The organism is Aerococcus sp. 150760013-2 (assembly GCF_053627715.1).
In genome coordinates this window covers 21,481-44,395 of record NZ_JBSEYI010000015.1, presented here as the reverse complement: position 1 = coordinate 44,395, position 22,915 = coordinate 21,481, and the positions used below count along the sequence as shown (strand labels likewise).

At 41.2% G+C, this 22,915-nt stretch carries 17 protein-coding genes; 3 read left to right on the top strand and 14 right to left on the bottom strand.

Going from position 1 to position 22,915, the window contains the following annotated elements; translation table 11 throughout:
- Nucleotides 1-66 precede the first annotated feature (66 nt).
- Nucleotides 67-1,320 (bottom strand): ABC transporter permease, encoded by a 1,254-nt coding sequence (locus ACUW85_RS08550; RefSeq protein WP_154836982.1) that lies wholly within the window; start codon nt 1,318-1,320, stop codon nt 67-69.
- Nucleotides 1,301-2,047: an ABC transporter ATP-binding protein gene (locus ACUW85_RS08545; protein ID WP_048728953.1), complete on the bottom strand. Its 747-nt coding sequence runs from the start codon at nt 2,045-2,047 to the stop codon at nt 1,301-1,303. The genes ACUW85_RS08550 and ACUW85_RS08545 overlap by 20 nt, the downstream gene beginning before the upstream one ends.
- A gap of 215 nt (nt 2,048-2,262) precedes the next feature.
- Here ACUW85_RS08545 and ACUW85_RS08540 point away from each other — a divergent pair, with 215 nt between their 5' ends.
- From ACUW85_RS08540 to ACUW85_RS08530, 3 genes are all read left to right on the top strand, one after another.
- Nucleotides 2,263-2,697, top strand: a complete 435-nt coding sequence (locus tag ACUW85_RS08540; protein ID WP_026465462.1) for an HIT family protein — start codon at nt 2,263-2,265, stop codon at nt 2,695-2,697.
- A 1-nt stretch (nt 2,698) separates the two neighbouring features.
- On the top strand, nt 2,699-3,061 hold the full coding sequence (locus ACUW85_RS08535; RefSeq protein ID WP_016897757.1) for a YtxH domain-containing protein: 363 nt from the start codon (nt 2,699-2,701) through the stop codon (nt 3,059-3,061).
- 116 nt (nt 3,062-3,177) lie between these two features.
- Complete coding sequence (locus tag ACUW85_RS08530) at nt 3,178-4,317, top strand: peptidylprolyl isomerase (protein ID WP_069286249.1); 1,140 nt, start codon at nt 3,178-3,180, stop codon at nt 4,315-4,317.
- Nucleotides 4,318-4,684: 367 nt separating this feature from the next.
- Here ACUW85_RS08530 and ACUW85_RS08525 read toward each other — a convergent pair whose 3' ends face one another.
- From ACUW85_RS08525 to ACUW85_RS08470, 12 genes are all read right to left on the bottom strand, one after another.
- The gene (locus ACUW85_RS08525; RefSeq protein ID WP_082148259.1) at nt 4,685-6,262 is read right to left on the bottom strand and encodes a bifunctional metallophosphatase/5'-nucleotidase; all 1,578 of its coding nucleotides are present in this window, start codon (nt 6,260-6,262) and stop codon (nt 4,685-4,687) included.
- Between the two features lie 22 nt (nt 6,263-6,284).
- On the bottom strand, nt 6,285-7,580 hold the full coding sequence (locus ACUW85_RS08520) for an MBL fold metallo-hydrolase (protein ID WP_083227218.1): 1,296 nt from the start codon (nt 7,578-7,580) through the stop codon (nt 6,285-6,287).
- 211 nt (nt 7,581-7,791) lie between these two features.
- Nucleotides 7,792-9,144 carry an ABC transporter substrate-binding protein gene (locus ACUW85_RS08515; RefSeq protein WP_154836978.1) on the bottom strand — a complete coding sequence of 451 codons (1,353 nt, stop codon included), beginning with the start codon at nt 9,142-9,144 and terminating at the stop codon, nt 7,792-7,794.
- 145 nt (nt 9,145-9,289) lie between these two features.
- Nucleotides 9,290-10,138, bottom strand: a complete 849-nt coding sequence (locus ACUW85_RS08510; RefSeq protein WP_048728959.1) for a carbohydrate ABC transporter permease — start codon at nt 10,136-10,138, stop codon at nt 9,290-9,292.
- A gap of 15 nt (nt 10,139-10,153) precedes the next feature.
- Nucleotides 10,154-11,044 (bottom strand): carbohydrate ABC transporter permease, encoded by an 891-nt coding sequence (locus ACUW85_RS08505; protein ID WP_048728962.1) that lies wholly within the window; start codon nt 11,042-11,044, stop codon nt 10,154-10,156.
- Nucleotides 11,041-12,165, bottom strand: a complete 1,125-nt coding sequence (locus ACUW85_RS08500; protein WP_048728965.1) for an ABC transporter ATP-binding protein — start codon at nt 12,163-12,165, stop codon at nt 11,041-11,043. The genes ACUW85_RS08505 and ACUW85_RS08500 overlap by 4 nt, the downstream gene beginning before the upstream one ends.
- Nucleotides 12,166-12,379: 214 nt before the next feature.
- A complete protein-coding gene (locus ACUW85_RS08495) occupies nt 12,380-13,423 on the bottom strand; it encodes a 3'-5' exoribonuclease YhaM family protein (RefSeq protein ID WP_069286246.1) in 1,044 nt (347 codons plus the stop codon).
- A 24-nt stretch (nt 13,424-13,447) separates the two neighbouring features.
- Nucleotides 13,448-16,195, bottom strand: a complete 2,748-nt coding sequence (locus ACUW85_RS08490; protein WP_154836976.1) for an ATP-binding protein — start codon at nt 16,193-16,195, stop codon at nt 13,448-13,450.
- A 2-nt stretch (nt 16,196-16,197) separates the two neighbouring features.
- Nucleotides 16,198-17,475, bottom strand: a complete 1,278-nt coding sequence (locus ACUW85_RS08485) for a metallophosphoesterase family protein (RefSeq protein ID WP_225968949.1) — start codon at nt 17,473-17,475, stop codon at nt 16,198-16,200.
- Nucleotides 17,476-17,722: 247 nt separating this feature from the next.
- Nucleotides 17,723-18,106 (bottom strand): YlbF family regulator, encoded by a 384-nt coding sequence (locus tag ACUW85_RS08480; protein WP_026465470.1) that lies wholly within the window; start codon nt 18,104-18,106, stop codon nt 17,723-17,725.
- Between the two features lie 168 nt (nt 18,107-18,274).
- Nucleotides 18,275-20,368, bottom strand: a complete 2,094-nt coding sequence (locus ACUW85_RS08475) for a transglycosylase domain-containing protein (RefSeq protein ID WP_182023574.1) — start codon at nt 20,366-20,368, stop codon at nt 18,275-18,277.
- 279 nt (nt 20,369-20,647) lie between these two features.
- On the bottom strand, nt 20,648-22,408 hold the full coding sequence (locus ACUW85_RS08470) for a DUF4153 domain-containing protein (protein ID WP_182023575.1): 1,761 nt from the start codon (nt 22,406-22,408) through the stop codon (nt 20,648-20,650).
- Between the last annotated feature and the right edge of the window lie 507 nt (nt 22,409-22,915).

The window sequence follows — 22,915 nt, the reverse complement described above, 5'->3', positions numbered from 1 at the left end:
GATGCTTACTCCTTTTTTCTTGAGTACTAGTTATTTTAGTTGGAAAACAGGACTTAGTCAACAGACTTAGCGTATTCTAACCTTTTTTTCTTTCTTGCGGATAAAACGCGGTAAATAGAGATAAAGAAAGAATAAGCCTAGTATAATGGTAGAAAGTAACACTGCACCGGCAAAAATCCAATCGTGGGTAAGCAAACTCGTTACAGCAAATAATACAATTTGCGTACAAATTGGCTGAGCCATCATCTGTTTAAAGCCAGTCACCTGTGAACTTTGATCCATCGGGTAGACCTGTAATAAGACATGTTGGTTGATTTTCTTAGCCATAGGTAAAATTTGGAAATGGCTGAAGTATTGAATCAATAAAATCACCACTAAGTTCAACCAGTGACTATTGGTTACAAAGACCAAATACAAAATCCCTGCTAAAGTCATCCGGCCCCAAAGTGGGAAATAATCACTCGCCCGCCAAAAGGCCCGACTGTATAAGTAAGCGTAAGGATTGTCCCCACGGTTGATCCCTTTAATAAAGCCGTCCAAATACTTGCGTCGTTTACTTGAAACGGCATCTTGTGGCATATTTACAAACAAGGCCAGTCCGCGTTTTATTTGTTGCTGACGGTCTTGTTCCACTGCGACAATCTTATCCCAGTGCCAACCCTTTTTCCCATCTGAAAAAGGACGAATCCCGGTAAAATGAATGGCGATTAAATACAGCAGTGCAACGCCTAAACAGAGATATGGTGTCACAAAGGAAGCTAATAATAGCGTGATAAAAACTGCTAGATACAAGATTGCCTTGTGAATTTTAATCACCCGGTCGCTGGTATAACGCCAGCTTTCCAAAATAGTATTTAAGTGGGCGGTCTTAAAGCAAATCAAAATCACGGCCAAGACAATCAATTCAAAAATCGAATAGCCCACCATAGCCATCAGCAGTGGGTAAGAAGCAGCAATCAACAGGATAATCATAGCACTCGGTAACAGTAATGAATGGTTCAAGGCTGACCGGAACCAGTCCGTAAATTTCGACTCCATAGGTAAGAGAAAGACCAAGTCTGCTGCCACAATATGTGAAGCCACACCGGTAATAAATACCCCAACCGTCATCAGAACCGCCCAAATTACGTGGACCCAAACCCCGACCAATCCTTGTGACAAGCCTGATAGCCAGTTGGAATACTGGTAAGCCAATGCGCCAAATAGGAAGAAGAGGACGATTACGGCATGGTCATTAAAAATATATTTAGCATTCTTTAGAAATAAATCTTGCCCTTCTTGCCGACGTTTCTGGTAAGTATCAAGCAGACGCATGGTCATCTGCCCCCTTCGCTAAGTGTAGATATAGGTCATCTAAAGTAGCTCCTGGCAGTTGATATTGCACTCGGATTTCATCTAAAGTACCTGCCGCCACTAACTCACCGTCCGCCAAGAATAAGAATCGGTCACAATACTGTTCAGCTGTCGCTAAGACATGAGTGGTCATCAATACCGACGCACCCGCATCACGTTTGGCTTTCAATGTATCGATAAAATCATGGATAGCCAGTGGGTCCAAACCAAGAAACGGTTCATCCACTACATATAAAGACGTCTCCACTAGGAAGGCACAGACAATCATCACCTTTTGCTTCATTCCTTTTGAAAAATGAATCGGCAGCCAATCTAACCGTTTATCTAAACGAAAGGTTTCTAGTAAAGGTTGGGCATTTCTTAGTGCCTCTTCCTTCCCTAAACCGTAGGCCATACCCGTTAATTCAATATGTTCCTTCAAAGTTAAGGCTTCATATAGTACCGGCATTTCAGGAATATAAGTGAAGGATTGACGGTATGCATTGGCATCATCGGTTAACTGATGACCATCAATAGCAATCTCACCCTTCATCGCCCGCATCAGGCCAATAATATGTTTAATGGTAGTCGATTTACCCGCACCGTTTAACCCAATCAGGCCAACAATTTCACCTGATGCAATTTCAAAATTAATATCTTTTAGTACAGGTTGACTAGAATAGCCCCCTGTAAGTCCTTTAACTGTTAATGTCATTTTGTTCATCCTTTTATTGATCTAGATTTAATCTAGCATTTAAGTTTAATGATAAAGAAATCATTTCCAATCTAGCATAGCACTGAAATTGTTCCCTTCCCATCATTTATGTTAAAATTAATACAATTATAGCCTTTAATTTAACACTATTTCCAAGTAAATGCGATGAATTAACACGGCCAAAGTTAACCCAATATTGAAAGCGAGGACTATTCATGGATAATTGTATCTTCTGTAAAATTGCAAACGGTGAAATCCCCACAAACAAAGTCTACGAAGACGAAGTGGTGATAGCCTTCCTAGATATGAGCCAAGTCACAAAAGGCCATACCTTACTGGTACCTAAAAAACACATTCAAGACATTTTCGGCTACTCATCAAATGACGCTGGCGCAGTCTTCAAACGCATCCCATTAGTTGCCAACGCATTAAAAGATGCCTTCTCAGATATGCAAGGGTTAAACATTTTAAACAACAACGGCGAGATGGCCTACCAATCTGTTTTCCATTCACACGTCCATTTAATCCCTAGATACAACGGGGAAAGTGACGGCTTTGGTTTGAAATGGGAACCAGCCCAAGAAGGCACATACTCTGATGAAGACTTGAAGAACATTACCAACACAATCAACCAACAAATCGAGGGATAATATGAAAAAATTTATTACTGGTATTCTATTTGGCGCCATTGCTGGTGCAGGCTACGCTCTATTAAAAACACCACACTCAGGTACTGAAAATAGAGAACGTTTGAAAAACTATTTAGACGATGTCACTTTTGCAGCCAATGATCTAACTGGCTCAATCGCTCAAGCACAAAATGCAGTTACAGATTTAGCTCAACAAGGTTTATCTTCTGCAAAAGTTGCCCGCGACGAAATCACACTAGCAATTAATGATTTCAACCAATCAGCAGTCCCACAAATTTCAGAAATTCAAAAACAAGTGGCAAAACTACAAAATGACTTATCGGCAGCGGATATCCGTGCTAACGAGAAAAACACTGATTTTTAATGATGTTTTAAATATGAAGATTTCTTGATTAATCTTCTGAATCATTGTGTATAGCATTTTTGGTATGCTATATTAAGACTTGTATTATGAAGATTTGACAGGAGTGAATCGAGAAAATGATGATTAGTAAGAAATTCAAACTTACTTCAATTGCCTTATTAAGTACTGTTGCCCTAGCAGCATGCTCAACTGGCTCAAGTGATGGTTCAAGCGCCGTTGCAACTGGTGATGGTGTTGAAGTAACCAACGAAGAACTACAAGCCGAATTAAAATCAACATACGGTAACACCGTATTGCAAGAGTTAATTATGGAAGAAGTATTCGTAAACGAAGTCGGCGATGACCGAGCTAAAGAATTAAAAGAAGAAGCAACAACTGAAGTTGAAACGCTAGTCGCTACTTATGGCGGAGAAGACGAATTCAATACTGTATTAGCATCTTCTGGTTTCTCAGACCGTGAAGACTACGAACACCAAGTTTACTACTACAAATTAATGAGTGAATCTGTATCTAAATACATCGAAGTGACTGACGAAGAAATTCAAACAGCCTACGATGATTACACACCTTCATTCACTGTTTCACATATCTTAGTGGATGATGAAGAAACTGCTAATGACTTAATTGCTCAATTAGATGATGGTGCGGACTTTGCTGAGTTAGCAACTGAAAACTCAACAGATACAGCATCTGCTGAAAACGGTGGTTCATTAGGTGAAGTTAATGCTGATTCTGGGCTAGATGAAACATTCTTCGCAGCAGCACAAGAACTAGCTGAAGGCGAGTACACAACTGCACCAGTTGAAACTGACTACGGTTACCATATTATCAAGATGGACGAAAAACCTGAAAAAGGTTCCCTAGAAGACGAAACTGAACAACTGAAAGAATCTATTACTGCTGAAAAATTAACTGATTCTACTTTAGTTGCTGGTATCGTTTCTGACATCATGACAGCTCACAACATCGACATTAAAGACGATGACTTGAAGACTGCGCTAGATGACGTGATCATCACTGAAGAAGAACAAGAATCATTAGATGCTGAAGCTGAGTCAGCTGCCGCAGCAAGTGAATCAGCTGCTAGCGAATCTGCAGCATCAAGCGAAGAAACATCTGAATCTACTGAATCTTCTAACGAAGAATCAACTTCAGAAGAATCTAGCACAGAGGAATCATCAACAGAGTCTTCTTCAACTGAATCATCTGAATCATCAGAAGCAGCTCCAAGCGAAGCATCCTCTTCAGCTGAATAAGCTAACAGACATACCTAAATGGAAAGTCCATCCGGTTTCGGATGGGCTTTTTTGATGACTAATTCTTCTATCTATTCATCAGCCTTCGGCAGAACTTTATGTAATGATATTTGCAAACTATTTTGAAGTAGACAACTGTCTGCCATGAAGAATACAACTTGATTATCAGTTGCCATTTTGCCTAAATCAGCTACTTCATCGTCGATATCAATAAGGGACTGATTTTTGTACGTGTTGCGCGTATGTAAACTGCGTCGAATAAGTCTAAACTCATTAATCCTCCATATCACATTTAGGTTTAATTCGCATACTTTTAGCTAGCATAATAAAAAACGGAATACCCCTTAAACGAGGTATCCCGTTGTTACTATTCTGGACAATTATTGCCGTTCACCACTTGGAAATTGTTGTTACAAGTGGCTTTGATTTCTTGATGTGTTTCAAGGTAGTGAGCGATCAATTGGTTTATCTCCAGGTTGACTTCACGGACAATTTTTGATGAATCAAACATGTGATAGTCACCGCCGCCTACAGCCCGATACTGGTTGAGGGTCACTTCGAATTCAGCTTCTAAATCCAATGGCTGGCCGTGGTAGTTTAATTTGGTTACCCGTTGACCAATTGGCTTTGATACATCAATGATGTAGTCAATCCCTTCATACATGTCATAATTATAGGGCTTTGGTTTGGGATATAGCCAATCTTTAGACATGACGATTTCTTGGTCTTCATTCAAAATGAAAAATTCCGCTGATTGCTCGATAGCTGCTTTCAATTCTGCTCCGGTGATTTTAACCACTGCCAAGGTGTTAGGGAATGGGTAATTATTGAGTACGTCACGGACGGTTACTGCGTTTGGAAATCCCTTGGCATCATTATTAAATAAGGCTGCCGCCGAGATTTCTGTTTGCCCGTAATAGTTCTGTACCCGGTGGACAAATTCGACGTATGGATGATCATGGATGCGGGCCATATCCACACTGTCAATCTTCATGTCCCCTTGAATGGTCCCTACCGGTTGGTCCAACCAGTTTTCAATTTCTGCTTGTAGGTCCGCTAATCTTGCGGCGGCTTCTTTTTGAATTGGTGTGTCCACGGTCGAGCTTATTAATTCAGGCACTGCATCTACTAAGGTCCAGTGCTCATCGCCATCGTATTTGTTTAAGTCTAATGTAACTTTACCAAGATGGCGGCCTTTGTCTCCTGGCATGACAACTGCCACACCGTTCACGACGCGGGCAATTTCATTGTGTTGGTGGCCAGTTAATAAGACATCAATCCCTGGCACTTCATGGGTTAAGGCGTAACCCTCATTTTCCCCGGCGCCTTGTTCTACTGGTTCAAGGGTGTCTAGTTCACACTCAAAGCCTCCGTGGTAAGCGACAACGACTACGTCAGCCATACTGCTTAACACGGGCACGTATTCCTTGGCTGTTTCAACAGCTGACCTAAACTGCAGGCCAGTGATATGGGCAGGATGCTCCCAGTTGGGAATGCATTGAGTGGTTAGCCCCAAAACGGCAATCTTAATCCCATTGCGTTCAAATATTTTATAGGGTTGACCGAAAAATGGTTGGTCAGTGTCGTCTAAAATATTAGCGCACAGAATGGGAAATTGTGCGATTTGATATGAATTCAACAGGTATTCTTGCCCGTAATTGAATTCATGGTTTCCCGGCACCGCCATGTCGTAACCCATCCGATTCATATTTTCTACAATGGCTGCCGCTGAATGGCGGTGCTTTTGTAGGTAATGGGTTAGTGGCGATCCTTGAATTATATCTCCTGTAGAAATCAGTAAACTACTTTTATCGGCCAAGCGACCTTTCTCTCGTAAGTAGTTTTCATTGACCTTTAACAGGCCAAATGGCTGGTTTTCTTCTCTAGCCAAGTAACTTGTAGGATAGATATACCCGTGAATATCACTCGTTTGAAAAATTGTCACCTGTTTGATGAGGATCCCCCCCTTAAACTATATAGCTTTTCTTATATTTCGGATATACAACTTGCAACCCTAAATTTGCTATTAGTTTACCATAGTAATCCGGTTTGAATGTATGCCAAGGAATGATATTTTTTGTCCGAATTCGATTGGCGATATAGAGTAAATCCGTCTGGTTAGCGTGACCACTGACCCCAAATGACACGAAAGGGATGTCTATACTTTGTAAATAAGCAATCATTTGGCTATAAGCTAGCATATATTCTCCAATTGGCTCCCCATTTGTATGTAGGTAAATCGCTGGTTTTAAGTCTGCCAAGATTGAAATATTTTCAAAAGCATTTTGTAAAAGATACAATTCTGGGTCTTTTTTCAGTGATCTTAGGCTGATGTAGCCCGGTTTATTTTCCAAACTAGAACCCACATCGTTTGACAAATCGCCGGACAATATCAGAAAATCCACATCCGGGTAAAAGGCCTGGTAGACCTTGGCATAAGCTGGTTCAAGAACCAGCTGTCGACCTACTACCTTTGCTGCTTGATTAAAATAGTGAATACGCTCGACGTTTCGCATATAAGGGTTAAAGACAATTAAATCATTGGCATATTCGGTCAAACCCTTTTTTAAATCGTCCAACAAATCAGCTTCTGAAGTGATCCGGTCTTCTTCCACATCAAAAGAGAATGAGGTCCCTTCAATGAAGACATAATCCGGTTCAAAGTGATTGATAGCCTCTACTAACTGGTCAACCTTTTCAGGATGGTAGCCCGTCAAACGAAAGTCGCCCGTATGGACAAATTTGGCTTCAGGCGTTTGGATAAAAATGCCCGCAATTCCTTTGATATCGTGGTCTGACTCCTGGAAAAAAACTTGAATGTCCCCAATCCTCACTACTTCACCGTAGTCGACCCCATGTAATTTGGCAACTGGCGCCACTTCATCGCCTACCTCAATCAAGGCTTCATATAAGGTGAGCGAATCTTTGGTCAAGTAAACTTCAACCTCAGCTGGCAGGAATTTTAACCCGCCCATATGGTCGATATGGAGATGGGAGATGAAAATCGCTTGCTTCAATTCTTGGTTTTCAACACCTGCTAGCTGGATTGTTTGAAAATCGCTGGTATCAAATAAACCTGGAATTTGTGGCAATTTCCCTTCTACCAAGGTACTTTCTAAGTCTGTTAAATTCTCTAGTGGTTGGTCTTTATTGGCCCCACCGCTTAAGCCAAAATCACAAATGACCCTAGCTTGGTGGGTACTAATTTCCGCGATATTGCCACCGATTGTTTCAATGCCACTCCATATTTGAAATGTTGTCATACCGGTCTCCTTTCTTAAGGTAGAAGAGCCACCGCAAAGAGGGGATGTTTGAAAAATAACACAGTACTCTTCTTATGCATTTAGGCGGATAGGCGCTAAATCACAAATTCGCCATAATATTGGGCTCGAACCTAGTTTTGTCTCTGTATGTTCCCTTGTCTATATGTGCAAAAACCGTTAGGTCTGCACACCTTTTACCACAGTGCAACCATTATTGGTTGTCTGCTAATATTTCTTCTACTTCTGCTTGCAAGTTATCCAACACTTCTTGTGGGTCGGCACCATTTACAGCGATTTCTTCCATTACCGCGACCACTTGGTTGCGGAATTCGCCGTAGCCAACGAAAGTTTCTGATGACGTACCATATGCTAGCTCTTCAGTTGCCGCTTGGTATTGTGGGTTTTCTTCTAGGTAAGTCGCGTAAGTTTCATCTTCTAAAGCTGATTGACGAACTGGTAAGTAACCTGTTTCCATTGACCAGAAGCCTGTATTTTCAGGTTCTAATAGGAAGTTTGTAAAGGCCACAAATCCTGCTTGTTCATCTTCAGAAGCATCAGCGAATAGACCTAAATCGTTCCCTGCAAACAAGGTTAATTCTGTGTCATTTAATGTTGGAATTTCTGCTACCGCCCAGTTGATACCTGATTCAGCAGCCCCTTCTTCAACAAAGCCCATACCTGCTGAAGAACCAATATATAAGGCTGTTGCGCCGTTTGCAAAAGGTGTTGACATGTAGCCATCTTCACCGGCAGTACGTGCATAGCCATTGTCTAAAGCATCTTTGATGATGGTTAAAGCTTCAACTGCCGCTTCATCATTAACAGAAGCAGTACCCGCTTCAGCGTCGATAAAGTCTGATCCGTTTTGGCGGGCCATTGTTTCCCATTCCATTTCAAAGCCGTTTTCAAAGCCCATAGCGTAGGCATCGTCGCCTGCTTCAACCATTAATTCACCAAGGGCAGTCACATCTTCCCAAGTTTCTGGCACCTCAACTCCGTACTCATCTAATAAGTCTTGGTTGTAGTACATGACACGCGTTGATTTTGAGAATGGCATCGCATAACGCTCACCATTATATTGAGTTGATCCCCAGAATCCTTCATAAACATCGTCGATATCTTCTTGAGTAAAATCGTTAGCCGCTAATAAGTCATCTGAAATTGGTAATAATAAGTCATTTGAGGCATATTCCACCACATCAGTCGCTGTTAATTGAGACATGGTTGGTAAATCACCTGAAACTGCTGCTGCCGTCACAGATTGTGCCAAAGTATTGTAGTCACCTTGATTTTGTTCTACTACGGTATATTTGTCTTGCGATTTGTTAAAGTCATTTACTAATCTTGTTAACGCGTCCCCTTGTGGCCCAGTCATAGCGTGCCAGAAAGTTAACTCAACTTTTTCCCCGTCAGCACTTGATGAAGATGTTTCTGATGAAGGCGCGTCGACAGATGTTGAACTTGACCCTGACTCACTTGAGCCAGCGTTGCCACATGCTACTAATAATAAACTTGCAGACAATAATCCCAATCCCGCTTTTAACCATTTCACTTCTAATTTCATTATTTTCTTCTCTCCTTATGATAAAATCCCTTAAGCAATTTTTGATGCTGAACTTAATTCATAACGCTCATAATGACAAGTAACCGTGACTACAATGATCCTTTGACACAACCACCCCCTTTAATGACTTTCATCCCAATAACGTCTATCCCTTTACTCCCGTGTTGGAAATCCCTTTGATGATGTATTTTTGTAAGAACAGGTAAATGATAATCATTGGCAAGACGACAATCGTCGCCGCAGCCATCAAGAGTTCAAAATAAGTCCCGGCTTCCGTTGTAAAGGCTTGTAGCCCAACTGGTAGCGGGCGTAAGTGGGTTTCATTAGTCACCATCAAAGGCCACATGAATGAATTCCAAGACCCAATCATCTTCAAAATAACTACTGTTACAATAGACGACTTAGACATAGGAACTAAAATCTGCCATAAGAAACGCCAGTCGCTAGCCCCATCTACCTTGGCAGCATAATATAATTGCTTTGGTACAGCCTCAAAGTTTTGTTTGAGTAAAAAGACTGAAAATACACTGGCTAAGAATGGGATTATCATGGCCCAGTAGCTATTGATCATGCCCATTTTAGATAAGGTTAAGTAGGTTGGAATCATGAGTAATTCAAAGGGCACCATCATAGTTGAAATCAAAATAGTGAATAAGATATTTTTACCGAAAAATTGCAATTTAGAAAAAGCAAAGGCGGCTAATATCGAGGTAATTACTTCCCCAATTGTTGACGACAGGGTGATGATGACCGAGTTGATAAAGTATTGGTCAAAGGGCGCCATGGTTAGGGCTGTTTCATAATTTGACCACTGCCAGTTTTCTGGTAGCCAGACCGGTGGAATAGCCAAGGTCTCCCCGGTTGTTTTAATGGACGTTGATACCATCCAAAAGAATGGCAGTATCATTGAAAAGGCACCGATTGTGAGCAATACGAAAGTGATGATTTGCCCAGCAGAGAGCTTCCGTTTTTGAATGCGTTGTTTGTGTTCCATAGGGTCACCTCCAGGCTATTGTTGGTTGATGTAACGATTGACGGCCATCTGCATTAAAGTAAAGACTAAGATAATCAAGAAGAGGATGATGCCGGCTGCTGAAGCGAGGGCATATTGACTCTCTTCGTAAAATTTTTGAAAAATATAGTAAACCATGGTCAAAGCTGAGTTGGCTGGCCCCGGACGGCCATTAAACAAGGCGTATACTTCATCAAAAGCCTTAAATGAATTGATGACCCCCATAATGGATACTAAAAACATGGTTGGTGTTAGGAGTGGCAGGGTAATGTTGGTAAATCGTTGCCAAGGGCCTGCCCCATCAATCTTAGCGGCAGCATAATAAGTATCCGAGATATTATTTAGGCCCACCAAGAAAATAACAATGTTAAAACCTAACCCCTTCCAAATGGACATCATAACAAGGGCTAACATGGCGAATTTAGGGTCTTCCATAAAGGCAATGGCCTCTATATTGAAAAATGATAAAAAGTAATTAATCAAGCCATAGTCTGAATGATAAAGCCAGCGCCAGACAATGGATACCGCGACTGTTGACGTGACAAAGGGTAAGAAATAAATCGACCGGAAAAAGCCGGATAAAAATTTAATCTGGTTGAGTAAAACAGCTATCCCTAAAGAGATCATGATAGAAACCGGCACAACACCTAAAACAAAAATGAAGGTATTTCGAATAGCTAACCAAAAATCACTATCTTGGAAAATTTCTTGAAAAGGGCCAAATCCGTATTCAAAGACCTCTTGGGTGAAGAAGTTGTAATCTTGCCACAGACTCATTTCAAACGACCTAAATATGGGCAGGATATTAAAAGTCACAATGACTAAGAGCATAGGTAATAAATATAAGTAAGCCTTTAAAGTTGAACGCCAAGTCGGTTTATCGATCATTGGAGATCACCAACTTTAACAAGTTGAACTGGATCTTGAACGAGGGTTTCAGCACTCGGTCCATCTATTGCGCGAGCTTCAATTGCCTGCCCTGTCGTATCAAAGTACAAGATATTTTCCGGCAAGATATCGAGGTAAATTTGGTCGCCAATTTGTGGTGCTTGATCTTGGTTAGACACTACGAATTGTGACACACCATCCGTTGAATGAATGGTAATGTCTTTTCCAATATGTTCGACCATAGTCACTTGACCAGTGATGATGGCTTGGTCTTTGTTGGCTTCTGGAATTCTGAATAAGTCCTCTGCCCGCACCCCGATAGCTTGGCAAGCTGCCTTATTCTCCGCATTTAAAGGTAATTTGTCCCACAATGTCCGGTAGGCGTCTTTCTCAAGCATATTGACAACTGGGGTTCCGATAAATTCGGCCACAAACCGGTTGTTTGGTTTAGCATATAAGGATACGGGGTCCGAGTATTGTTGGATTTGTCCTGAGTTTAAGACCATGACCTTGTCTGAAATACTCAAAGCTTCCGCTTGGTCATGGGTGACAAAAATAGTGGTAATCCCTGTTTCTAACTGGATACGGCGGATTTCTTGCCGCATTTCAATTCGCAGTCTAGCGTCCAAATTGGACAATGGTTCATCCATCAATAAAATAGACGGCTTCTTAGCCAAGGCGCGGGCTATAGCTACCCGTTGTTGTTGTCCACCTGAAAGCGCTGCTGGTTTCTTGTTGATATGATCTTCAATTTTCACCAATTGAGCTAATTCTAAAGCACGTGCTTTTCGGTCATGCTTAGACATTTTGGCCATCTTCAATGGAAACATGATGTTTTCTAAAACAGTTAAATGTGGATATAAGGCATAGTTTTGAAAGACCATGCCTACCTTACGTTGAACGGCATCTTTACTAGTTACCTCTTCACCATTGAAGAAAATCTTGCCCTCACTTGGGAAAATAAGTCCTGAAATCAACATCAATGTCGTTGATTTACCGCAACCACTTGGCCCTAAAATGGAGATTAGTTGACCTTCTGGAATCTCAAAATTAATTTCATCAAGTACATTGTTTTGTTTATCGTTGTAGCGCATTTGTACATCTTGGAATTTTACTTGCACCCTAGTCACCTCTTTATAGTCCTAACAATTTTTAAACCGCGAATAGATCCATTTCTTTCGCAGTAATACAGAATATCACGCCTACGTTAATTCTCCGTAAAATTTGGATATTGTTTGCGTAAATTCGAAATTTACACGAAATTTATGCAAAAAAAGAAACCAAGTCTGTACCCGATTGCTTGCAGGTAAAACTTGGTTCTCTGGTTAAAATGCTTTATTCAAAAAATGGCAGGTCATCATTTGAATCTTGGAAATCTAGGGTAATTTCCTCGTCTTCTTGGTCTAGAGTTTGACTTTCTTCCGTAGCTACTTGCCCTTTCGGCTTATAGAAGGCCCGGTTGTCCATACCGAAAATGCGGGCTGAAAATTCGCCAGGTTCTGTATGGTCCAAAGCAGTTGTCATCATTTGAATAGAAGCATCTAAGTTGTCTAAATGATGTAGGATTTCAGCTTCTAATAAATGCGGTGACACTGGGCTGCCCCATTCTTGTTTACCGTGATGGGCTAATACCATATGTTTCAACAAGACAACGTCTTCGCTGTACTGGTCGAACCCTAATTTATCAACGGCAAGAGTTATCATCTCTTCGACAATTGAGATATGTCCAATAAGATTCCCCTCAACAGTATATTCAGTAGACATCGGATCAGTGAATTCGACTGTTTTGCCGATATCATGAATAATCACACCAGCATACAATAAGTCTTTGTTGATGTTATCGTATTGGCTGACAACGGCTTGGGCTAAGCGAAGCATTGAAATGGTATGAAAGCCTAAACCACCTACATAGGCGTGGTGGTTCTTCTTCGCTGCTGGGTAGGTAAAGAAATCCCATGACACTTCACGTAATAGGTAACGAACGATGGCGTCAATGGTGGTATTTTCAAAACCTTCCACTGCAGCCAATACTTCGTTCACCATTTCCGTTCTGGTCATTGGCCCACGTTCAACATAGTCAGAGGGATCATTGGGTTCCCCGTCAGTGGCTAGGCGAAGACCATTAATACGAACTTGTGGTTTCCCGTTATAAAGTTCTCGTTTACCCGCTAAGGCAACTACTTGGCCAGAAGTATATTGTTCAATATCTTCGTCAGTTGCTCCCCAAAACTTGCCCTCGATTGAGCCAGACCGGTCTTGGAATGTGAATGAGATGTACTTTTTACCGTTACGGTCTTCCCGTACTTCGGCAACTTTAATCAATACAAAGATATCGAAATTTTGGTCTAAAGCCACATCAAAAAGTTGTAAGTTGTCCATGTGTATCCTTTCTATCGCACACGTCTAGAGTACGTGTTGCGCTGGCGCTTCTACAAGGTCTAACAAGGTGTCATCAACCGTGAAGAAAATAATTTGGTGCGATGCCGCAAATTTTTGTAAGAAGCGGTAAATGTTTGACCGGTATTTACGGTCTAAATGTGAGAAGGCTTCATCAATAATGATCGGTAATTCAATGTTACCAAGCTGTGCATCCATAAAGGCGAACCGCATAGCCACGAATAATAAGGCTTTCTCCCCGCGAGACAATTGGTTTACAGACACTTCAGAATCATCCGCTAGACGAACCGTCATCCCCTCTTCACTAAAGGCTAAATTGGTAAAACGGCTATCCGATAAATCAACCAAGAACCGCGATGCGTTTGTTAAAACACGTTCTTTGACATCTGACGATTCCCCAACAGTAGCCTTTTCAAAGGTCGCAATGGCCAACTTGTTGGCTGCCCATTCAACAGACAATTGATAAGCTTCATCCACTTGTGCTTGATAAGCTTGCAATAAATCTGGTGCCATACCCTCGCTAGCAATCTCCTGGATTTGGCTACGTTTGTCAGCAGTTGACCGAGTTAGGTCCGCAATTTCTGTTTCCATGTCCGCAATCTTTTGACGTAAGTCAGTTAATTGTTGGTCGACTGGACGGTCTTGTTGTAAGTAGATGGCCAAGTTTAAGTCTAAGTGGTTAGCTAAGATATCATGACGATTTTGTTTTTGTTTCATTTGTTTTTGCTGGTCAATGGCTGCTAGTAACTCGTCACCAGACCGGTAATTATATTGATCAAGGATTCGCTCTTGGTCAGCCTTAATAGCAGATAGTTCTGCTTGTAATTGTTGACGACGGTTAGCACGACTTTGTTCTTCATATGAAGCATAGTCTTGGTCCGCTTGTTGACGTCTTAAAGCTAAATAGTCATCTTCAAATTGTTGGAAGTAGGCATCTTCGCTGATTTCCCCAACTTCTAGTGAATTAGCATATTCAGCCCATTGTTGTTCGTGGGCTTTACCAAAGTTAGAGACACCAAGGGTCATTTCTAACTGTTGGATTTTGTGGTCTAGGTTAAATATTTCATCTACATAAGTATCTTCTAACCATACTTGAGAAGAAATATTTGAAGAACCACCTTTTTCTGCTAATAATTTATCTAATTCAGTCACAATATCGGTTGATTCATAAGATAAATGGGCTAATTGTTCTTCTTGAATTTCTTTGTTGCGGTGGACTTCGTTTAATTCAGATTGAATGTCTTCTAAATCTAAATCATAGGCTTCAAGTTTATCTTCATATTGTTTTAACTTGGCATTTTGTACCATCATACCAATAATCAAAATAATAATACCTGCGATAGTCGCTGTCACACCAGCACCAAATAGGAAGGTCATTGACGTCACAAAGTAAGCAACGAGTAAGACAATCCCCATTCCTGCAAGGACACTACCAAATAAGCGGATCCAACGGTCATCTTGTCGGCCATTAGCCTCAAGTTCATCCCGTTCATAAGATAACTGAGTGTATTCATTTTCCAAAGAGCTAGCCTTTTCAGATAAGTTTGTCATATCACTTTGGCTATGGTTATAGAAAATGCGTTTGTTTTCTAATTCTTTGTATCGTTGTTGCCAGTAAGATCTTTCATCTGCGGATAATTCATCCGGTAACTCGGCCATTTCTTCAGCACCAAGTAAGGACATTAACCGTTGCTTCTCATAACGACGTTCAATCAATTCTTGACTGAATTCTTCGTTCTGACGCATACGGTCTCTAAAGGCACGGGCTTCAACCACCATTTGTTCACTGACATTTGGATGGTTCAAAATCCAGTCCATACCAGAAGAATTGCCTGCAGCAGTTTGATCATCTGCTGCTAGCCCATCATTTTCGTCCGTTAATTCGGCCAATTGTTGGGTAATGTGTTGGCTTTGATTTTCATGTTGTAACCATTTATTGGCCAATTCAGGTTCAAAGTCCACAAATTCAAATGATTCCAGTTCATCATGCAATTGTAGATATTCGTTCATTGATGTAGACTGTTGGTTGGCTAATTCCAGTTGAATTTCACCACTTGTTGCGTCCTTTAAGCTGGTTTGCAGACGGCTTAAACGACTAGATTCTTGCTCATATGATTGGCGTAAATCAAAGTAAGCTGCTTCCTTATCTTGCGCCTTTGTTAGTCTGCCTTCAGCTGTTTCAATCTCTTGGATCTTTTGGTTTAAGACTGGGTTCTTACCGTTTGGCTTGTAGATTTCTTCAGCCTGTTTAGCCATATGAGGGGTGATATCGGTTAAGACTTGGCGTCCCGACATCCCAATTGACATCAAGCTTTTAGCAAAGTCTTCTTCATCATCCCACACAAAGTCCATTAAATCATCTTCTGAAAAACCGAAGTAGGCAAGGTAATCTGTCTTACTTAAATCATTCCACAAGAAAGAAACATCGTTTGTGACTTGTTTCTCCCCTTCGTTAATTGTGTAAGTCAGTTGTTGTTTGCCATTTGTTTTGGTTCGTTCAATCATGACATCCCCGTATTTAGTATTTGTAAGGTATAAACGGCCTCCGTATTTGATATTATCATTGGTATCATAATTTCTAGCATTTTTACGGCGTGTGTTTGGGAAACCAAACATGACACTTAATAGGAATGACATTAGGGTGGTTTTTCCAGACCCATTCAAACCAGAAAAAATATTTAAATTGGGTGTTAGCTGGAAGGATTGGTCAACCCATTTTCCATACCCAAAAATCTCAAAGCGTTGAATATGCATGGCTAAAATCTCCTTTGTTCCTGGCTATAACTTGCTTGCTCTAAAATGATTTTCTCTTTCGCCTTGGCCAAAATATCTGCCTTGAATTGGTCTGGGTCGATTGCAGAACCAATTAGTCGCTGCCATTGTCCGTTCTTCTCAAGGTCTTCAATGACTTTTTGGTATTGGTCAGTGTCTTCGACAATATTTTCGAAGGCTTGTTTCATGCTCTCGTTGAAGACTGGTGAAGGTGACCATACAGCCTGATCTTTCACCTCAATATCAAGTGAAACCAAGTAGACTTTCTGTTCACGACTGGCATTTTGATTGCGAAGAGACCATTGTAATTGTTCCAATAACTCTTCCGCATAGGTATTCCACCAGTAAAGCGCCTCTTCATTTCCGTCTGTCAGGAAGGTCATGCGAGAAATTACATTGACTGCCTCATCTTTTGCGAACATGATATGTTCATGCAAGGCCGTTTCAATGTTGTTACGTAAGGTATCCAGACTGTTAACTGGACCTAAATCACGAGTTGAATGTTGAAATTGCCATTCAGCTGTTTCAATAAATTCTAATTCAGCTGGGACGCCCTTAGCTAAGTTAACGATTAAGGCGCCTTTAGCCCCGTCTTCCTTGAAGCTAGCCCCTTGAATGTTTCCTGGGTACACCATAGCAGGATTTTCATAGATCACTTGTCCTTTATGAATGTGACCAAGCGCCCAGTAGTCATAGCCGTGACTAGCTAATTGACTTGGGTTAAAAGGTGCATACCGCTTTTGCCCATCAGTAGATGAATTGTCTCCGTGTAGCAACCCGATGTGGTAGTCGACTAAGGTGTCACGATTCGGATAGGCCTCTGAACGGTCTTCTGAAATCCATTGCTGATCATAAGAGAAACCTGTGATAGCCACACTTTCCCCAGCTGGTGTTGATAGGTATTTCGTTTCAGGTTCAGCCCCGAAAATATAGACATTCTTAGGTAACTTCAAGCGGTGATCAGCGTCAGCATCGAAGTCGTGGTTACCGTAAATCATGTATACTGGAATATCCGCGTCAGCTAACCGTTGCATCCCGTTGGAAAAGGCAAATTGCGCACGCAAAGTAGCACGCGCCCCATGGTAGATATCACCGGCAATTAAGAAAAAGTCTACTTGTTCATTAATCGCTGTTTGAATTAAGTTGTCGAATGAATTTAAAGTTGCTTCTGATAAAGCATATTGCAAGTAATCGTCTTTGATTGGTAAATTTTTGAAGGTCTGGTCCAAATGCAAATCTGCTGTGTGTATAAATCTCACCATATTGATTACTCCGTTCATAAATTTATTGGCATCTTGCTTAGAAATTGTTAAATTGCCTTATTCTTATTTTAACATACAGACCAGAAACTTGTGAAAGATGACGCCGTCTTAAAGGATTTTAAAGAATCTAAAACTTGGCAAAATAACCATAAAAAAAGAGCGAGATGATCATCTCGCCCTCTTTTAAACTTGAAGCCTCTGTTAAACTAGCTTCGCTTTTAATTTAATTTTTGCCAATCAACTAGAACTACGCTTCTGTTTGTCCTTCTGCTTGTTCTGCTAATGATTGGTATACTTCGTTGATTGGACCAGAAACACCTTTGTTAATGTCTTCAACTAAAGTGTTTAAAGCACGTTCTTTATCCATCAAGCTAGAAATTACTTCGTTGTTCGCTAATTTTTCTTGTAATTCATTGGCATTTTTTTCATCTTCTTCAGTAATTTCTTGCCCTAATTGAGCCTTGAATTGGAAGCTTGATTGTAATGCACGGAATTCAGTGTAGATATCGAATGCTTCTTGGTCATTTTTTAATGCTTCAACAGCTGCTACTAAATCTTTATAAGCTGCTTCTTCACGAATGTCGCGTTCTAATTGGTTAATTGTATCGTAAATATTTGACAAAATGTTCACTCCTCAAAAATGTTCTTAGGTATGTGACAACTGGGTCACGTCCTTAGTTGCTATTTAACAATAGTTATCAAATCGAGCGTCAGGCGACTTAATGTCGCGCCGCTTCTTTTCAACTACATTTTCCAATATAACATGCTTTCAGAATCATTGAAAGCCAAAAGGGGTGGCCTATTGTCCGCCAAATAATCCTTGGAAGAATTCTTGTACAGAATCAAGGACTGATCCGCCCTCTGATTCACTATCAGAAGTTGGTACCTCAGACGATGACTCTTCAGATGCTGCAGCTTCTTCAGATTGAATTTGATTATATTCATCATAAGCTGATTGCACCGTAAATTCAGTTCCTGGGCTAGCATTCAAGACGCCATCTAGGATGTCTGAGAAGGCCAATTTAGATGATCCTTCTGACTGATACCATAAGTAAGTATCTTCATCGGTATCATCAAATCCAAACCATGTGGCAATGACCACATCTGGTGTATAGGCAATATCCCATTCATCTTTGTTCCCTGAAGAGAAGTTTGCAGATTCAGCTGAACCTGTCTTACCAGCAATCTTGTATCCTTCAGGTTCCATAGTTGAACCAGTACCCCCTTCATCATAAACAGACATTAGAATAGCAGTCATCTCGTCTGCTACTTCTTCTGATACTGCTTGGTTTTGAACCGGTTCTTGTTCCTCTACAACCACATTCCCTTGTTGGTCTTCAATTCGGGTAATGTATTGACCTTCAGAACGCACCCCACCGTTAGCGAAAGCAGAATAGGCAGAGGCCATTTGCAGTGGCGATACCCCGCCATCCCTGAATGAACCTAAAGCTAAACTCAAGTTCTTATCGGCATCACTATATGGAATCCCAAAGTCATCTAATTTGGATACAGCTGCATTCACACCGAGCTCATTCATCAACCAAACAGCTGACGTATTTTTCGACTTAGCCACGGCATCCCATAGTAGAATTTCCCCCACAGATTCAAAGTTCCAGTTTTCAGGCGTATAGTTATCGGTCCCGTAAGACTGTACTTCATCAGGGATGACAGATTGAGCAGTGTAGCCCTTTTCCAAGGCTAGGGCATAAACCAATAATGGTTTGATGGTTGAGGCTGGGCTTCTTGAAATTTGTGTCGCCCGGTTAAAGCCCCTAAATGAATAGTCACCGGTACCACCGACTGAGGCCATTACCCCACCAGTTGCTGGGTCCATCACAACGGACGCTGATTGGGCCAATTCACCAGATGGCGACGTTGGGAATAGCGATGTATTCTCATATGAAGCCTCTAGTTCCGTTTGGTAAGCTTGATTTAAGTTGGTATAAATCTTGTAATTACCGTTCATAATATCTTCTTCAGATAAGCCGTATTTATCGATTGCCTCATTGATTACCGCATCGAAGTAATAAGGATAAGCATAGGTATCGCTAGAGGTGTCATTGTTCATTTGCACCAATTCTGTATTGATCGCGGCATCGACTTCCTCTTGTGTGATGAATTCATTATCGGCCATTAATTGTAAAATGGTATTACGGCGTTCCACCGTCGCATCATAATCATCCACTGGGTTATACAGGGTTGGTCCTTTCAATGCACCGGCAATGACAGCTGCATTATCAACAGTCACCTCGGATGCTGACACCCCAAAGTATTTCAAGCTGGCATCTTCTACCCCGTAAGCACCGTTACCGAAGTAGGCATTATTTAAATACATTTCTAAAATTTCATCTTTTGTATAATTCTTCTCGATTTCAAAAGCCAAGAACAACTCTTTTAACTTACGCATCAAGGACTGGTCATTGTCCAAAAAGGCATTCTTCACTAATTGTTGGGTAATGGTTGACCCACCACCGACAATTTGTCCACTTGTTAAATAACCAAAAGCCGCACGGGCAATCCCAATAGGGTCAAACCCCTGGTGGTCATAAAATCGTTTATCCTCTGTTGAAATGACCGCATCTTGAATATTGGTCGATATATCTGCCAACTCAACATAGGTACCGGCATCATTGGAAATTTCACCAGCATACTCGCTATCTTGGTCATAAAACTCCGTTGTCACTTGCAGTTTTGCAGGCAAGTCACTCACATCAGTCGTTTTGGCCCCTATTAGTAAATAGGACTCCAAGACAAAACCAAGTGCCAAGATGATCAAAATCAACCATCGGGTAATCCGATATCGTTGCCACAAGCTGCGGAACTTTTGCCACAAAGTGGGATTTGAATCATCCGAATACATATCTCGATCATTCGATTCAAAATTATTTCGCATTGTTTTCTTCCTATCTTATTTGTCTACAGTATTTTCCATTTTTCATTACTATTTTACCAGAAATCCCATACAATCACTCGGACTCTGGTTGGATATTGCAAAAAATGCCTTGCCTAAAAAGCGATCAGCCGAACATTTTAACCTATTCTCGCACGCTGCAAAACAAAGCACAATAGGATAAAGCGATTATTAACATAAATTTAGTAAGATAGCAAAAAAAGTAACCAGCATTTTCTTTTACAAAAATTGCCAGCTACTTGCCCTCATTCAAATTAACATTTATTTTTCAGACAGTATCAAGATAAAATAGCCTGACCCCGTCCGGTCACTGTCCACACCACTTGACGAATAGATAGAGAAGTCTTGGACCACCAAGGTAGCCGTATAAGAATCAGATTCTTGGCTAAATGTCGCTTGGTCAATCGTTAAAGAAATATTCTCCGCTTCCGTTAAATCCTCAAGACCAGATAGGTCAAAGGTTAAGGCTTCACCGCTATCCTTATCGGTCACTTGTAACCTAGTCACGTCCACCATTTCATGGTTAAAATTTTTACCTAAAGCAGTGAAAGTCACCGGGCTATCGTAAGCATTCAATAAGACCAATTCACCGCCACCACTACTTGTAAAGGCAGTTGAAGACCCTTCGTCAAAGTTTAAGTGGGCTGAGAAATAATAACTATCTGAATAGTCATAGTCATAATCATCGTCCGTATGAACCCCGTCAAAGGCCCGCAAGTCCTGGTAGACATCAAAATCTTCTGGTATTGACGACACCCGCCCTAATTCATTGTACTTATCTAAATATCTCAGCGATTGCTTCATTTTCTGGGCCGTCGTTTCATCCAACCGCTCCACATTTTCAGGCGTTAATTGCAATTGGCCGTCCGTTACCAAATCAGGATAGTCAGCAATAATATCATTGACTATTTCCCCTTGGCTAGCCACTGACACAGAAATCGCATCAACTGGTGGCATCATAGCCACAAATAAACCGGCCGCAAGCACCAGCGGCAACCACTCATTTTTCATCAGGTATAAAATCGCCCCAACAGCTGAAATCGAGCAGAAGAGAATCAACATATACCGACTCATGGTCACCCCATATACATTAGAATAGATGACTGACCGGTAAATTTGAAATACCGAGGCAATCAGAACTACCACCGCATAAATCTGAGTAAACCGGACCACAAAAGCCCGTTCAATCGCTGCTACTAAGAAGAGAACCATCCAGCCCACCACCAAGTAGGACACCATCACAATTTCAATCGTAATATCCGTCCAATTCCCCAAAGTCGAGAAGAAATAGATGGAAATAATCACCGTATACACCGTTACAATTGGGATAAATATTTTGGTTAAAAGGACATCTAAGAATTTGCTGACATCAGATGACATCTTACCTTCTTCTTCGACAAAAGGTCGGGAGAATACTGACTGCTGAGACAAGATGTACCAAGGGAAGAAAATGTATATAAGTACCGAAAAGATATCCCAATACAATTCACCCTCAACATTAGAGATTAGGATGGACCAACCAGCCAAGACCAAGCTAATGCCGATCATTAAGATACCGGTATAGACCGCCGACACAAAGAAAGCCTTAAACCAAATTCGGAAACTCTGGGCAAAATCCAGCCCTTCATTCTTAATCGATGGTAGCCAAATAATCAATAAAGTTAGCAAGAACATGGCAATATTGGTTCGGGTAAACAGGTGGCTAGAGTAGAAATCCCCCGTCCGACTGGCAAAGAGGTAATAAACGACTGCCCCAAAGCCGGCCACACCTTGAAGGCCAAGCGCCTGAACCCGACTACCATCTTTTAAAAAACGCTCATAAGCCACCTGGACCACAGTCGCCAGCAACATGCCGACCGTACTAGCATAAATCCCCACCTCAGCCGTCATCGTTGGCTGGTCGTAAGGCATACGTTCCACATACATGGATAGTGTAGCCGCAATAAAACCGAACACGACTACCATTGGAAATCGTAGTAAACTACCCTTCCATTCATCTAGAGATTGAAACCTCCGCATCATCAGCACCTCCTCCCAAATAGGTAAATAAATTTTGAAATCGCTTTATTATTCATCTATTATACCATTAAGATTATAGAAGGTAGGCACAATACGGCAGAAAATTGGTTTATAGTCGAGTCTTAGTGATTCTATTATCTGTGTTCCTTGGAAATATTCCCCCATCGAAGTTAGTACGATTTACCAAGGTTAGATTTACTTGGATTGGTTCCTAATTTCACCGGTGACAATGTATCGAAAAGCAAGACATCCGTAATTAGTAAAATTTGCAGTGAAATCGATATTGAAGATTATGCATTTGCTTGGATTTATCACTGTTTAAATGTTATTTCATTTTCACATTTATTTTGTCAGAGGCGGAGCTTTCCTATCTTGCCTTAGCGGTGCCACTGCAAGTTGAGCTCTAAAGAGCAAGCAGGTCTCCACTTCATAAATATTTGCAGCAATTACACTTGCCAAGGCATATTCCTTCCAGTGTTACCAGCCTGAACACCCTGGATCACATCCTGA